Raw genomic sequence first — 12,686 nt, forward strand, 5'->3', positions numbered from 1 at the left:
GCTACCACCGGGCCGCGCCCAGGGCGACGGAAAGCCTTGGGCTTCGCCGCCAGCCTGGCTATAATCCGCAGGCTTTGCGCGACCGGCACCGCTCCGGTCGCTCCCGCCACCCGTCCGAGGGGCGCTGCAGCAGACCCTGCCAAGCAGGGATTTGTCAGGCTCGGATGGGGCGTTAACCATACGCATCAACGGCGCTCAATCAGACTGCGTGAAAACGTAGCGAGCGAAGGTCAGGCAAGACAGAAACAGGCGAGGAAGCGGAGTGTACTTTTGTACATGAGCATTCCGAGCCGGTTTCTAACGCAGCCTGGCCGAGCGCAGTAGTTTTCACACGGTCTGATCGCAGACAACGAATGGAGAACTCATTATGAGCGCTGTACTGACGCCTGCCGGTTTTACCGACTACAAGGTCGCCGACATTTCCCTGGCCGCCTGGGGCCGCCGCGAGCTGATCATCGCCGAATCGGAAATGCCCGCGCTGATGGGCCTGCGCCGCAAGTATGCCGCCGAGCAACCGCTCAAGGGCGCGAAGATCCTCGGCTGCATCCACATGACCATCCAGACCGGCGTGCTGATCGAGACCCTGATCGCCCTGGGCGCCGAGGTGCGCTGGTCGAGCTGCAACATCTTCTCCACCCAGGACCAGGCCGCCGCCGCCATCGCCGCCGCCGGCATCCCGGTGTTCGCCTGGAAGGGCGAGACCGAAGCCGAGTACGAGTGGTGCATCGAGCAGACCATCCTCAAGGATGGCCAGCCGTGGGACGCCAACATGGTGCTGGACGACGGCGGTGACCTGACCGAGATCCTGCACAAGAAATACCCGGCGATGCTCGACAAGATCCACGGCATCACCGAGGAAACCACCACCGGCGTGCACCGCCTGCTCGACATGCTCAAGGCCGGCACCCTGAAAGTCCCGGCGGTCAACGTCAACGACTCGGTGACCAAGAGCAAGAACGACAACAAGTACGGCTGCCGTCACAGCCTCAACGACGCCATCAAGCGCGGCACCGACCACCTGCTGTCCGGCAAGCAGGCCCTGGTGATCGGCTACGGCGACGTGGGCAAGGGCTCGGCGCAGTCGCTGCGCCAGGAAGGCATGATCGTCAAGGTTTCCGAAGTCGACCCGATCTGCGCCATGCAGGCCTGCATGGACGGCTTCGAGCTGGTCTCGCCGTACAAACACGGCCTCAACGACGGCAGCGAGGCCAGCGTCGATGCCGCCCTGCTGGGCAAGATCGACCTGATCGTCACCACCACCGGCAACGTCAATGTCTGCGACGCCGGCATGCTCAAGGCCCTGAAGAAGCGCGCCGTGGTGTGCAACATCGGCCACTTCGACAACGAGATCGATACGGCCTTCATGCGCGCCAACTGGGGCTGGGAGGAGGTCAAGCCGCAAGTGCACAAGGTCCACCGCACCGGCAAGGACATCGACCCGGCCAACGACGACTACCTGATCCTGTTGGCCGAGGGCCGCCTGGTCAACCTGGGCAACGCCACCGGCCACCCGAGCCGGATCATGGACGGCTCCTTCGCCAACCAGGTACTGGCGCAGATCTTCCTGTTCGGCCAGAAGTTCGCCGACCTGCCGGCGACCGACAAGGCCGCGCGCCTGTGCGTGGAAGTGCTGCCCAAGAAGCTCGACGAGGAAGTGGCCCTGGAGATGGTCAAGGGCTTCGGCGGCGTGGTCACCCAGCTGACCAAGCAGCAGGCCGAGTACATCGGCGTCACCCAGGATGGTCCGTTCAAGCCGGACAGCTATCGCTATTGATCCCCGTAGGGTGGGTTAGCCGCGCAGCGGCGTAACCCATCAACCCAATCAATCCATGCTGGGTTAGGCCTTCGGCCAACCCGGCCTACGGAATAGCCTATGAGCCAAGAACGCAGCTACAGCTTCGAATTCTTTCCCGCCAAGACCGAAGCCGGACATGAAAAACTGTTGAGCACCGCGCGCGAGCTGGCCGCGTACAACCCGGAGTTCTTCTCCTGCACCTACGGCGCCGGTGGCTCGACCCGCGACCGCACCCTCAATACCGTGCTGCAACTGGACGGCGAGGTGGGCGTGCCTACCGCCCCGCACCTGTCCTGCGTCGGCGACAGCAAGGCCGAACTGCGCGAACTGCTGACCCTGTACAAGAACGCCGGGATCAAGCGCATCGTCGCCTTGCGCGGCGACCTGCCGTCCGGCATGGGCCTGGCCAGCGGCGAGTTGCGCTATGCCAACGAACTGGTCAGCTTCATCCGCGAGGAAACCGGCGAGCACTTCCATATCGAAGTCGCCGCCTACCCGGAGATGCACCCCCAGGCGCGCAACTTCGAGAGCGATATCGCCAACTTCGTGCGCAAGGCCAAGGCCGGTGCCAGCAGCGCCATCACCCAGTACTTCTTCAACGTCGACAGCTACTTCTACTTCGTCGAGCGCGTGCGCAAGATGGGCGTGGAGATTCCGGTGGTGCCCGGCATCATGCCGATCACCAACTACAGCAAGCTGGCCCGCTTCTCCGACGCCTGCGGCGCCGAGATCCCGCGCTGGGTGCGCAAGCAGCTGGAAGCCTACGGTGATGACAGCGACAGCATCCGCGCCTTTGGCGAGCAGGTGGTCAGCGAGATGTGCGAACGCCTGCTTGCCGGCGGCGCCCCGGGCCTGCACTTCTACACCATGAACCTGGCCGCCCCCAGCCTGGCGATCTGGAACAACCTCAAGCTGCCGCGCTGAGCGCCCTGGCCAGCCGCAAAAAAACCGGACAATGTCCGGTTTTTTTATGCCAGCGGCCGCCGGGATCGGCGCAGGAATCACGCTTCCAGCGCCTCGCACCCACATCCCCCAATCCAATGCCGGCACTCCGGCGCCAAATGGCTCCCCTGGTCAAGCGCTACCGCGCTAGGACAGCACCCGGTAACAGGGCACATAGGCACTGCCCCCCGGCAGTTTCATCCGGTGCTGGTCGACGAACGCCTGCAGCAGGCGCCCCAACGGCTGCATGATCTGCGGATCACCGGTGATCTGGTAGGGCCCGTGCTCCTCGATCAGGCGAATCCCCTGAACCTTGACGTTGCCGGCGACTATGCCGGAGAAGGCGCGGCGCAATTGGGCTGCCAGCTCGTGCACCGGCTGCTCGCGAGTCAGGTTCAGGCCGGCCATGTTTTCATGGGTCGGCTCGAACGGACGCTGGAAGCTCTCGTCGATCTTCAGCAACCAGTTGAAATGGTAGGCGTCGCTGCGCTCGCGGCGGAACTGGGTGACCTCCTTGATGCCCTTGGCCATCTCCCGCGCGACCTGGGCCGGATCGTTGATGATGACCTTGCAGCGCTGCTGCGCCTCGGCGCCCAGGGTATGCCCGATGAATGCGTGCAACTGCTCGAGGTAGGGGGTGGCGCTCTTGGGGCCGGTCATGATCAGGGGGAAGGGCACCTCCCGGTTGTCCGGGTGCAGCAGGATGCCGAGCAGATAGAGCAGCTCCTCGGCGGTACCGGCACCGCCGGGGAAGATGATGATGCCGTGTCCGACCCGCACGAAGGCCTCCAGGCGCTTCTCGATATCGGGCAGGATCACCAGCTCGTTGACGATCGGATTGGGCGCCTCGGCGGCGATGATCCCCGGCTCGGTCAGCCCCAGGTAGCGCCCGCCGATGATGCGCTGCTTGGCGTGGGCGATGGTGGCGCCCTTCATCGGCCCCTTCATCACCCCGGGGCCACAACCGGTGCAGATATCCAGGCCACGCAGGCCCAGTTCGTGGCCGACGATCTTGGTGTACTTGTACTCCTCGCTGCTGATCGAGTGCCCGCCCCAGCACACCACGATATTCGGCTCCACCCCGGCACGCAGGGTACGGGCGTTGCGCAACAGGTGGAAGACATAGTCGGTGATGCCCTGGGAGCTGTTGAAGTCGACCCGCTTGTTCTCCAGTTCGCTCTGGGTGTAGACGATGTCGCGCAGGCCGCTGAACAGCATCTCCCGGGTGCTGGCGATCATCTCGCCGTCGACGAAGGCATCGGCCGGGGCGTTGCACAGCTCCAGGCGGATGCCACGGTCGAGCTGGTGAATGAGGATCTCGAAGTCCGGATAGGCCTCCAGGATGGTCTTGGCGTTGTCGCTGTTCGAGCCGGTATTGAGGATCGCCAGGGCGCACTGTCGGAACAGCGCGTAGACGCTGCCCGAGCCGGTCTCGCGCAGTTGCTGCACCTCGCGCTGCGACAGGGTTTCCAGGCTTCCCTTGGGGGATACGGTGGCATTGGTGGTTTTTCTGCTAGCCATTACGACACTCCATGGCAGTGATACTGCGCAAGCCAAACCGGCCTGATCGCTTAGTCAAGTTATAGCCTAGATGTCCGAGCCAAAGGGGGGCGATGCAGGCGCACCGGACCCAGCCGAGAGGTCGCCATCCGACGCCAGGGCCGTGCATGATCGGTGCTCGCGGAACAATTTGCACGCCCCGCCACCGGCGTCGATCGCCTCAAGGGCCGGGTGTGACCGAATGCCAGGACGCGCTCGGCGCAGCCGGGCCTCCCTGGCCTTCGCCACCGCCGGGCGGTCGAACCGCCCCACAGGACGGCGGCTCTGTTATACTCGGCCTTCCCGCCAGGCTTGCGCCCGGATGCTCGCCCCCAGAGGCAGCAGTACCGGACGGGATTGCGCGCCCCACGCCGCGATTCAAGCCAGGCAATACACCCCATAGGGCAGCGCCCTCACTAGACAGGATTTCACATGTCCTTTGCCTCCCTCGGTCTCTCCGAGGCTTTAGTCCGTGCGGTCGAATCCGCCGGCTACACCCAACCCACGCCGGTGCAACAGCGGGCCATCCCCGCCGTGTTGCAAGGTCGCGACCTGATGGTGGCGGCCCAGACGGGTACAGGTAAAACCGGCGGCTTCGCCCTGCCGATCCTCGAGCGACTGTTCCCCAACGGTCACCCGGATCGCGAGCACCGCCATGGCCCTAAGCAACCGCGCGTGCTGGTACTGACCCCCACCCGCGAGCTGGCCGCCCAGGTGCATGACAGTTTCAAGGTCTATGCCCGCGATTTGAATTTCGTCAGCGCCTGCGTGTTCGGCGGCGTTGGCATGAACCCGCAGACCCAGGCCCTGGCCAAGGGCGTCGATGTCCTGGTCGCCTGCCCGGGGCGTCTGCTCGACATGGCCGGACAAGGCAATGTCAACCTGGCCCATGTCGAGATCCTGGTGCTCGACGAAGCCGACCGCATGCTCGACATGGGCTTCATCCATGACGTCAAGAAGGTCCTCGCGCGCCTGCCCGCCAAGCGCCAGAACCTGCTGTTCTCGGCCACCTTCTCCAAGGACATCACCGACCTGGCCGGCAAGCTGCTGCACGATCCCGAGCGCATCGAGGTCACGCCGCCGAACACCACGGTCGAGCGCATCGAGCAGCGGGTGTTCCGCCTGCAGGCCAGCCACAAGCGCGCCCTGCTCGCCCACCTGGTGACCGCCGGCGCCTGGGAGCAGGTACTGGTGTTCACCCGCACCAAGCACGGCGCCAACCGCCTGGCCGAGTACCTCGACAAGCACGGCCTGCCGGCCGTGGCGATCCACGGCAACAAGAGCCAGAATGCCCGCACCAAGGCCCTGGCCGACTTCAAGGCCAACCGCGTGCGCCTGCTGGTCGCCACCGATATCGCCGCCCGCGGCCTGGATATCGACCAACTGCCCCACGTGGTCAACTTCGAGCTGCCCAACGTCGAGGAAGACTACGTGCACCGCATCGGCCGTACCGGTCGTGCCGGCCGCAGCGGTGAAGCGATCTCGCTGGTGGCGCCTGACGAAGAGAAACTGCTCAAGGGCATCGAGCGGATGACCAAGCAGAAGATCGCCGACGGCGACCTGATGGGCTTCGATGTCAGCACCGTCGAGGCCGAGCGCCCGGAAGTACGCGAACCGCAGAAGCCGCGCCAGCCACGCGGCGCCAAGCCGGACGGCGAACGCCACGGCGGCGGACGCAAGGACAAGGGCAAGGACAGCGGCAAGGCCAACAGCAGCCGCGGCAAGGCCCGCAGCGGCCGTGATCAACAGCCCCGCGGTTCGGCCCGCGCCGCCGCGCCGGCGGTGCCCGCGTTACCTCCGGACCGCGCGCCGGACGAGTTCCGCGACGATGAAATCGATAATTTCGGCAACCGGGTGGATTACGTCAGCCCGCACCAGAACAAGCAGCAGAACCGTGGCCGTCGGCCCGGTGCGCCTGCAGGTATCAATGGCGCCGGCAGCGGCCAGCCACGTGCTGCCAAGCCCCCACGCGCCAACGCGGCAGGCGCAGGCGGCCAGGGTCGTCGCCAGGGCGCCGGTGGCCAGAGTGGCCAGGGCCGCAATGGCGCCGGCCGAGCTCGCCCGCCGCGTGACGGCCGGACCACCTCGCTCAATCGCGACGAACTGCCGCGTCAGGAGGCTGCAGTGAAGAGCCCCCGCGACAAGCAGCCGGTGATCATGCACAAGGGCTCGCGCCTCGACCGCTTCCCGACCCCCGAGCAGCTCGACGAACTGTCGAACAGCGCTCGGCCACGCAGCGAGAAGCCGGCCCTGCTCACGCGCAACCGCGACGACTGAGCCAGCCCGCCGTAGCAGCCATAAACGACAACGCCGCCCAATGGGCGGCGTTGTCGTTTAACAGGTTCAGGAGTTTACTGGCGCACGCCTTCCACCGAGATGATCAGCTGCACTTCCTGCGAAGCCGGGCCGAGGTCTTTCTGGATATCGAAATCCTTGAGCTTGAGCGTGGTGCTGCCCTCGAAGCCGGCGCGGTAGCCACCCCAGGGATCGTCGCCCTGGCCGACGAAGCTGGCGGCGATGACCACCGGCTTGGTCACGCCATTGAGCGTCAGGTTGCCGCTGATATCGGCGGTACCGGCACCCGTCGACTTGACCGCAGTCGAGGCGAAGGTCGCGGTCGGGTGCTGGCTGACGTTGAGGAAGTCACCGCTGCGCAGGTGCTTGTCACGCTCGGCGTTGTTGGTATCGACGCTGGCGGTATTCAGGGTCACCTTGACTTGGCTGGCCTCGGGATTCTTCTCGTCGAAGCTGAAGCTGCCGTCGAAGTCCTTGAAGGTGCCATACAACCAGCTGTAGCCCAGGTGGCTGATCTTGAAGTTGACGAAGGCGTGCTGGCCCTGCTTGTCGATGGCGTAGTCGGCCGCCAGGGCCTGACCGGCGCCGAACAGGGCGGCGCCGAGGCTCAGGGCGACGAGGGTTTTCTTCAGCATGGGGATTCTCCTAGTGAGGGTGAGCAATTCGCGGCGGCGCTTCAGCGTCCGAGCATGCGCAGCAGGGTGCGGTCACGATCGATGAAGTGGTGCTTGAGGGCCGCCAGGGCGTGGATGACGGCGAAGACGACCAGGGTCCAGGCCAGGTACTTGTGCACCAGCCCGGCGATGTCCTCCTGGCCGACGACTCCGCTGAGGGTCGCCGGCACCTCGAACAGGCCGAACACCTCGATGCCACGCCCTTCGGCGGTCGAGATCAGGTAGCCGGAGAGCATCAGCAGCAGCAGGCCGAGGTAGAGGAAGGCGTGGCCCAGGCGGCTACCCAGGCGAGTCATCCGCCCATGGTTGGGCAGGCTCGCCGGCGGCGGACTGAGGCGACGCCAGAGCATGCGCCCGAGCATCACGGCGAGCAGCAGCAGGCCGATGCTCTTGTGCAGGTCGGGTGCGGCCTTGTACCAGCTGCTGTAGTAGTCGAGGCCGACCATCCAGTAGCCCAGGCCGAACAGGCCGAACACCGTGGCCGCCACCAACCAGTGCAAGAACATACTGACCAGACCATAGCCGCTGGGGGAGTTGCGCCACTGCATGCGGAAGCGTTCCATGAAAATTGATGGAGGCAAGACTAACAACAAGCCTATCGATGAAAAGCAGAAAATTTCGCTATGAAACATCGGGAAATACGATGCGTTCCAGCGACCCTGCGCCCAACCGGTATTAGTCCGAAACCCGGACCACAAGTTCACCGCCCCGGGGCTCGACGGCCACCGGCACGGCACCGGCGGCAGCAGCACAGCCCCCCCCGCGCTACGGGCCCACACCACGGACACATCTGATAGGCTTGCCGCAGATGATTGGGAGAGCGTTTCGATGAGCCTGAATGACCACTGGATGCAGCGTGACCTGGCTGTACTCTGGCACCCCTGCACCCAGATGAAAGACCACGAGCAATTGCCCCTGGTGCCGATCCGCTCCGGCTCCGGCGTCTGGCTGGAAGATTTCGACGGCAAGCGCTATCTCGACGCCGTCAGCTCCTGGTGGGTCAACGTGTTCGGCCATGCCAACCCGCGCATCAACCAGCGCATCAAGGACCAGGTCGACCAACTGGAGCACGTGATCCTCGCCGGCTTCAGTCATGCGCCGGTGGTCGAGCTGTCCGAGCGCCTGGTCAAGCTGACTCCTGCCGGCCTGGATCGGGTGTTCTATGCCGACAACGGTTCCTCGTGCATCGAGGTCGCGCTGAAGATGAGCTTCCACTACTGGCTCAACGTCGGCCAGCCGGCGAAGAAACGCTTCGTCACCCTGTCCAACAGCTACCACGGCGAAACGGTGGCGGCGATGTCGGTCGGCGATGTCGCCCTGTTCACCGACACCTACAAGGCACTGCTGCTCGACACCCTCAAGGTTCCCAGCCCGGATTGCTACTACCGCCCCGAGGGCATGAGCTGGGAGGCGCATTCGCGGGCCATGTTCGCCCACATGGAGCAGTGCCTGGCCGAGCACCATCAGGAGGTCGCCGCGGTCATCGTCGAGCCGCTGATCCAGGGCGCCGGCGGCATGCGCATGTACCACCCGGTCTACCTCGAGCTGCTGCGCGAGGCCTGCGACCGCTACGGCGTGCACCTGATCCTCGACGAGATCGCCGTCGGCTTCGGCCGCACCGGAACGATGTTCGCCTGCGAACAGGCCGGCATCCGCCCGGACTTCCTCTGCCTGTCCAAGGCGCTGACCGGCGGCTACCTGCCGCTGGCCGCCTGCCTGACCACCGACCAGGTCTACCAGGCCTTCTACGACGACTACTCGAGCCTGCGCGCCTTCCTTCACTCGCACAGCTATACCGGCAACCCGCTGGCCTGCGCGGCGGCCCTGGCAACCCTGGATATCTTCGAGCAGGACAAGGTGATCGAGGCCAACAAGCGGCTGGCCGCGCGCATGGCCAGTGCCACCGCGCACCTGGCCGATCACCCGCACGTCGCCGAGGTGCGCCAGACCGGCATGGCCCTGGCCATCGAGATGGTCCAGGACAAGGCGAGCAAGACCGCCTACCCCTGGCAGGAGCGCCGCGGCCTCAAGGTCTACCAGCACGCCCTCGAGCGCGGCGCACTGCTGCGCCCGCTGGGAAGCGTGGTGTATTTCCTGCCGCCCTACGTGATCAGCGAGGAGCAGATCGATTTTCTTGCCGAGGTGGCCAGCGAAGGCATCGACATCGCCACCCGCGAGTCGGTCAGCGTAGCCCTGGGCAACACCCAGTACCCGGGCTTTCGCGACCCGGGCTGAATTGGCTGGCAGATACGTCGGGTGGATGGCGCCTCCTCCATCCAGCATTGCGCTGTTGCGGTGGATGAAAAGCGCCTCGGCCAACCCTGGCCAACGCCCGGCGCATCGATAAAGCCTGATCCAGCCTTCTGATAGCGGTGCACACGCCGCAGCCTACGGCTAGAATTTGCGCCTTTGCTCCAGGTTCGCTCCCTCATGCGCCTATCCCGCTTCTTTATCGATGCCCCCCTCACCCTCGGCCAGCACCAGCTGCCGGAGGCCCAGGCCCACTACATTGGCCGCGTGCTGCGCCGAAGTGTCGGCGACCAGGTGCAGCTGTTCGATGGCAGCGGCCAGGAGTACCGCGGCGAGCTGATCGAGGTCGGCAAGAAAAGCGTGCGGGTCGAGCTGCGCGAACAACTGGCCGGCCAGGCCGAATCGCCGCTGCGCGTGCACCTGGGCCAGGGCCTGTCGCGCGGCGAACGAATGGACTGGGCGATCCAGAAGGCCAGCGAACTGGGCGTGGCGGAGATCACCCCGATTGCCTCCGAGCGCTGCGAGGTGCGCCTGAAGGACGAGCGCGCCGACAAGCGCCTGGCCCACTGGCGCCAGGTGGCGATCAGTGCCTGCGAACAGTGCGGACGCTCGGTCCTGCCGCTGATCCATGCGCCGCTGACCCTGGCCGAATGGCAAGCGTCGGTGCAGGCCGAGCTGAAGCTGGTCCTGCATCCGCAGGCCGCGCCACTGACCAGTCACGCCAAGCCGCAGACCCTGGCCTTTCTGATCGGCCCCGAGGGCGGCCTGAGCGAGAGCGAAGTCGAGCTGGCCAAGGCCGCTGGCTTCCAGGCCGCCCGCCTCGGGCCGCGAGTATTGCGCACCGAAACCGCACCAGTGGTGGCCCTGGCGGTGGCCCAGCAGCTCTGGGGCGACTTTTCGTAAGTCGCTGTCGCCTGGATGTAACAAGATGTGATTTTTCGGGGTGGCAAGGCCGCCCTGCTCTGGCATCCTCTGCACGCCAAAAGCGAGCCGCGGTCCAACCCGCATTTCGCTCTTGCCGAGGCCGGCAGCCACCATGCCGAACCTCTCTCCAATAACAATCCGCCAGGGCGCCATGCATTCCCATAAGGAATGCCACTGCAAGCCCGAGGCACAAGGAGCACCCTATGAACGAACTGGTCTCGACCCTCAACGGACTGGTCTGGAGCCCGGCACTGATTTACCTGTGCCTGGGCGTCGGTCTGTACTTTTCCCTTCGCGGACGCTTCCTGCAGGTCCGTCACTTCAAAGAAATGATCAAGCTGATGTTTACCGGGCGCACCGATGAGCACGGCATCACCTCCTTCCAGGCTCTGACCATGACCCTCGCCGGGCGCGTGGGTACCGGCAACATCGCCGGCGTGGCCACCGCCATCACCTTCGGCGGCCCGGGCGCGGTGTTCTGGATGTGGATGGTCGCCTTCCTCGGCGCCAGCTCGGCCTTCGTCGAATCCACCCTGGGCCAGGTCTACAAGGAAGACATCGACGGTCAGCACCGCGGCGGCCCGGCCTTCTTCATCGAGAAGGGCCTGGGCATGAAGTGGTACGCCTGGATCTTCGCGGTCGTCACCGTATTTGCCTGCGGCCTGCTGCTGCCGGGCGTACAGGCCAACTCGATCGCCTCCAGCGTCAACACTGCCTTCGGCATCGATCCCAACACCACCGCGGCCATCCTCGCCGTGATGATCGGCCTGATCATCTTCGGTGGCGTCAAGCGCATCGCCCACTTCACCCAGGTGGTGGTGCCCTTCATGGCCCTGGGCTACATCCTGGTGGCGATGGTCATCATCCTGCTGAACATCACCCAGCTGCCTGACGTGATCGCGCTGATCTTCAAGAGCGCCTTCGGCATGGAAGCGGGCTTCGGCGCCATTCTCGGCATGGCCATCCAGTGGGGCGTCAAGCGCGGCGTCTACTCCAACGAAGCCGGCCAGGGCACCGGCCCGCACGCCTCTTCGGCCGCGGCCGTCAGCCATCCGGCCAAGCAGGGCCTGGTGCAGGGCTTCTCGGTCTACATCGACACCCTGTTCGTCTGCTCCGCCACCGCCTTCATGCTGCTGATTACCGGTCAGTACAACGTGCAGGCCGCCGATGGTAGCGCGCTGTTCACCGGCATCGCCGGCGTCGCCGCAGGCCCGGGCTACGTGCAGACCGCCATGGAGAACATGATGCCGGGCTTCGGCAACGCCTTCGTCGCCGTGGCCCTGTTCTTCTTCGCCTTCACCACCATCCTGGCCTACTACTACATCGCCGAAACCAACATCGCCTTCATCAACCGCAAGGTCCATCGCCCCTGGCTGACCCTGCTGCTGAAGTTCGGCATCATCGCCGCCACCGTATACGGCACCGTGCGCAGCGCGTCCCTGGCCTGGGACCTGGGCGACCTGGGTGTGGGCCTGATGGCCTGGCTGAACATCGGCGCCATCATCCTGATGCACAAGATCGCCTACACCTGCCTGAAGGACTACGAGGCGCAGAAGAAGCAGGGCCTGGACCCTGTGTTCGACCCGGAGAAGCTCGGTATCAAGAATGCCGACTACTGGACCGGCAAGCAGGCCGTGAGCGAGCCGGCGACCGCCGACAAGCCGCTGGTCGGCGCGTCGCTCGAATCCAGCCGCTAACCGGCTGAAAGCAAAAGCCCCGCCTGCCGGATGCCCCTGATCGGGTCGTTCGGCAGGCGGGGCTTTTTCGTGCCGCGCTCGTTAGATCAGGCCGGCATCCGCAAGCTTCTGCTCCAGACCGATCAGGTCGGGAATCTTCAGCACATTCTCGCCGAGACTCACCGCATCCAGTTCCAGAGGCGCCAGTGCCGCATCGGCGCGCGCCAGGTCGGCGCCCACCTTGACCGAACGCGGAATGCCCTGCACCAGCAAGGCGATGAACTTGACCTGGGGCCGACCGCCGAGGGCGTTGATCACCGCCACCCGGGCACCGGCAGCGACCTTGGCCTGAGCCCCGGAAGCCGCCTCGAAGGACAGCAACGGCAGCTGCAGATCGCGCCAGGGGATCTGCCCCAGAAACCAGGCCGGCATCCCCGCAGACACCTGCGGTGCCCGATAGGGAATCAGCTCGGCGACCGCCACGTTGGGCAGCAACAGGGTGCGATCGGCCAACGGCACCAGCAGGCCGGTCAAGCTGTCGACGCTAGTGGTAGTGGCTATGGCTTGGCTCATCAAAATGTCCTATGCGGG

The 12,686-nt window shown here is 65.3% G+C and carries 10 protein-coding genes and 1 riboswitch; of the genes, 6 read left to right on the plus strand and 4 right to left on the minus strand.

The window, feature by feature from the left end:
- Nucleotides 1-110 precede the first annotated feature (110 nt).
- Nucleotides 111-204, plus strand: a riboswitch (S-adenosyl-L-homocysteine riboswitch).
- A 163-nt stretch (nucleotides 205-367) separates the two neighbouring features.
- Both AB5S05_RS07395 and metF read left to right on the plus strand, forming a co-directional pair.
- The gene (locus AB5S05_RS07395; RefSeq protein ID WP_369286859.1) at nucleotides 368-1,774 is read left to right on the plus strand and encodes an adenosylhomocysteinase; all 1,407 of its coding nucleotides are present in this window, start codon (nucleotides 368-370) and stop codon (nucleotides 1,772-1,774) included.
- Nucleotides 1,775-1,873: 99 nt separating this feature from the next.
- Complete coding sequence (gene metF, locus AB5S05_RS07400) at nucleotides 1,874-2,719, plus strand: methylenetetrahydrofolate reductase [NAD(P)H] (RefSeq protein WP_369286860.1); 846 nt, start codon at nucleotides 1,874-1,876, stop codon at nucleotides 2,717-2,719.
- Between the two features lie 165 nt (nucleotides 2,720-2,884).
- Here the strand turns inward: metF and ppnN are convergent, their stop codons facing one another.
- Nucleotides 2,885-4,258, minus strand: a complete 1,374-nt coding sequence (gene ppnN, locus AB5S05_RS07405; RefSeq protein ID WP_369286861.1) for a nucleotide 5'-monophosphate nucleosidase PpnN — start codon at nucleotides 4,256-4,258, stop codon at nucleotides 2,885-2,887.
- 450 nt (nucleotides 4,259-4,708) lie between these two features.
- Between ppnN and rhlE2 the strand changes: the two genes are divergently transcribed.
- Nucleotides 4,709-6,553 carry an RNA helicase RhlE2 gene (gene rhlE2, locus AB5S05_RS07410; protein ID WP_369286862.1) on the plus strand — a complete coding sequence of 615 codons (1,845 nt, stop codon included), beginning with the start codon at nucleotides 4,709-4,711 and terminating at the stop codon, nucleotides 6,551-6,553.
- A gap of 74 nt (nucleotides 6,554-6,627) precedes the next feature.
- Here rhlE2 and AB5S05_RS07415 read toward each other — a convergent pair whose 3' ends face one another.
- Together AB5S05_RS07415 and AB5S05_RS07420 are read right to left on the minus strand one after the other, a co-directional pair.
- Nucleotides 6,628-7,206: a YceI family protein gene (locus AB5S05_RS07415; RefSeq protein ID WP_369286863.1), complete on the minus strand. Its 579-nt coding sequence runs from the start codon at nucleotides 7,204-7,206 to the stop codon at nucleotides 6,628-6,630.
- A 41-nt stretch (nucleotides 7,207-7,247) separates the two neighbouring features.
- Entirely contained in the window at nucleotides 7,248-7,793 is a 546-nt protein-coding gene (locus AB5S05_RS07420) for a cytochrome b (protein ID WP_369286864.1), read from the minus strand.
- 280 nt (nucleotides 7,794-8,073) lie between these two features.
- Between AB5S05_RS07420 and AB5S05_RS07425 the strand changes: the two genes are divergently transcribed.
- The 3 genes from AB5S05_RS07425 to AB5S05_RS07435 all read left to right on the plus strand — a co-directional run bounded on the left by AB5S05_RS07425 (nucleotide 8,074) and on the right by AB5S05_RS07435 (nucleotide 12,116).
- The gene (locus AB5S05_RS07425) at nucleotides 8,074-9,480 is read left to right on the plus strand and encodes an adenosylmethionine--8-amino-7-oxononanoate transaminase (RefSeq protein WP_369286865.1); all 1,407 of its coding nucleotides are present in this window, start codon (nucleotides 8,074-8,076) and stop codon (nucleotides 9,478-9,480) included.
- A 195-nt stretch (nucleotides 9,481-9,675) separates the two neighbouring features.
- Nucleotides 9,676-10,398 carry a 16S rRNA (uracil(1498)-N(3))-methyltransferase gene (locus AB5S05_RS07430; protein ID WP_369286866.1) on the plus strand — a complete coding sequence of 241 codons (723 nt, stop codon included), beginning with the start codon at nucleotides 9,676-9,678 and terminating at the stop codon, nucleotides 10,396-10,398.
- 224 nt (nucleotides 10,399-10,622) lie between these two features.
- Entirely contained in the window at nucleotides 10,623-12,116 is a 1,494-nt protein-coding gene (locus AB5S05_RS07435; RefSeq protein ID WP_369286867.1) for an alanine/glycine:cation symporter family protein, read from the plus strand.
- Nucleotides 12,117-12,197: 81 nt separating this feature from the next.
- Here AB5S05_RS07435 and AB5S05_RS07440 read toward each other — a convergent pair whose 3' ends face one another.
- Complete coding sequence (locus tag AB5S05_RS07440; protein ID WP_369286868.1) at nucleotides 12,198-12,668, minus strand: chemotaxis protein CheW; 471 nt, start codon at nucleotides 12,666-12,668, stop codon at nucleotides 12,198-12,200.
- Between the last annotated feature and the right edge of the window lie 18 nt (nucleotides 12,669-12,686).

Origin of the sequence: Pseudomonas zhanjiangensis (assembly GCF_041027545.1) — a bacterium.
GTDB lineage: Bacteria > Pseudomonadota > Gammaproteobacteria > Pseudomonadales > Pseudomonadaceae > Aquipseudomonas > Aquipseudomonas zhanjiangensis.

Bases quoted from the DNA above. Each gene is read 5' to 3' on its own strand.
- AB5S05_RS07395 (WP_369286859.1), top strand. From the start codon at position 368: ATGAGCGCTGTACTGACGCCTGCCGGTTTTACCGACTACAAGGTCGCC.
- metF (WP_369286860.1), top strand. From the start codon at position 1,874: ATGAGCCAAGAACGCAGCTACAGCTTCGAATTCTTTCCCGCCAAGACC.
- ppnN (WP_369286861.1), bottom strand. From the start codon at position 4,258: ATGGCTAGCAGAAAAACCACCAATGCCACCGTATCCCCCAAGGGAAGC.
- rhlE2 (WP_369286862.1), top strand. From the start codon at position 4,709: ATGTCCTTTGCCTCCCTCGGTCTCTCCGAGGCTTTAGTCCGTGCGGTC.
- AB5S05_RS07415 (WP_369286863.1), bottom strand. From the start codon at position 7,206: ATGCTGAAGAAAACCCTCGTCGCCCTGAGCCTCGGCGCCGCCCTGTTC.
- AB5S05_RS07420 (WP_369286864.1), bottom strand. From the start codon at position 7,793: ATGCAGTGGCGCAACTCCCCCAGCGGCTATGGTCTGGTCAGTATGTTC.
- AB5S05_RS07425 (WP_369286865.1), top strand. From the start codon at position 8,074: ATGAGCCTGAATGACCACTGGATGCAGCGTGACCTGGCTGTACTCTGG.
- AB5S05_RS07430 (WP_369286866.1), top strand. From the start codon at position 9,676: ATGCGCCTATCCCGCTTCTTTATCGATGCCCCCCTCACCCTCGGCCAG.
- AB5S05_RS07435 (WP_369286867.1), top strand. From the start codon at position 10,623: ATGAACGAACTGGTCTCGACCCTCAACGGACTGGTCTGGAGCCCGGCA.
- AB5S05_RS07440 (WP_369286868.1), bottom strand. From the start codon at position 12,668: ATGAGCCAAGCCATAGCCACTACCACTAGCGTCGACAGCTTGACCGGC.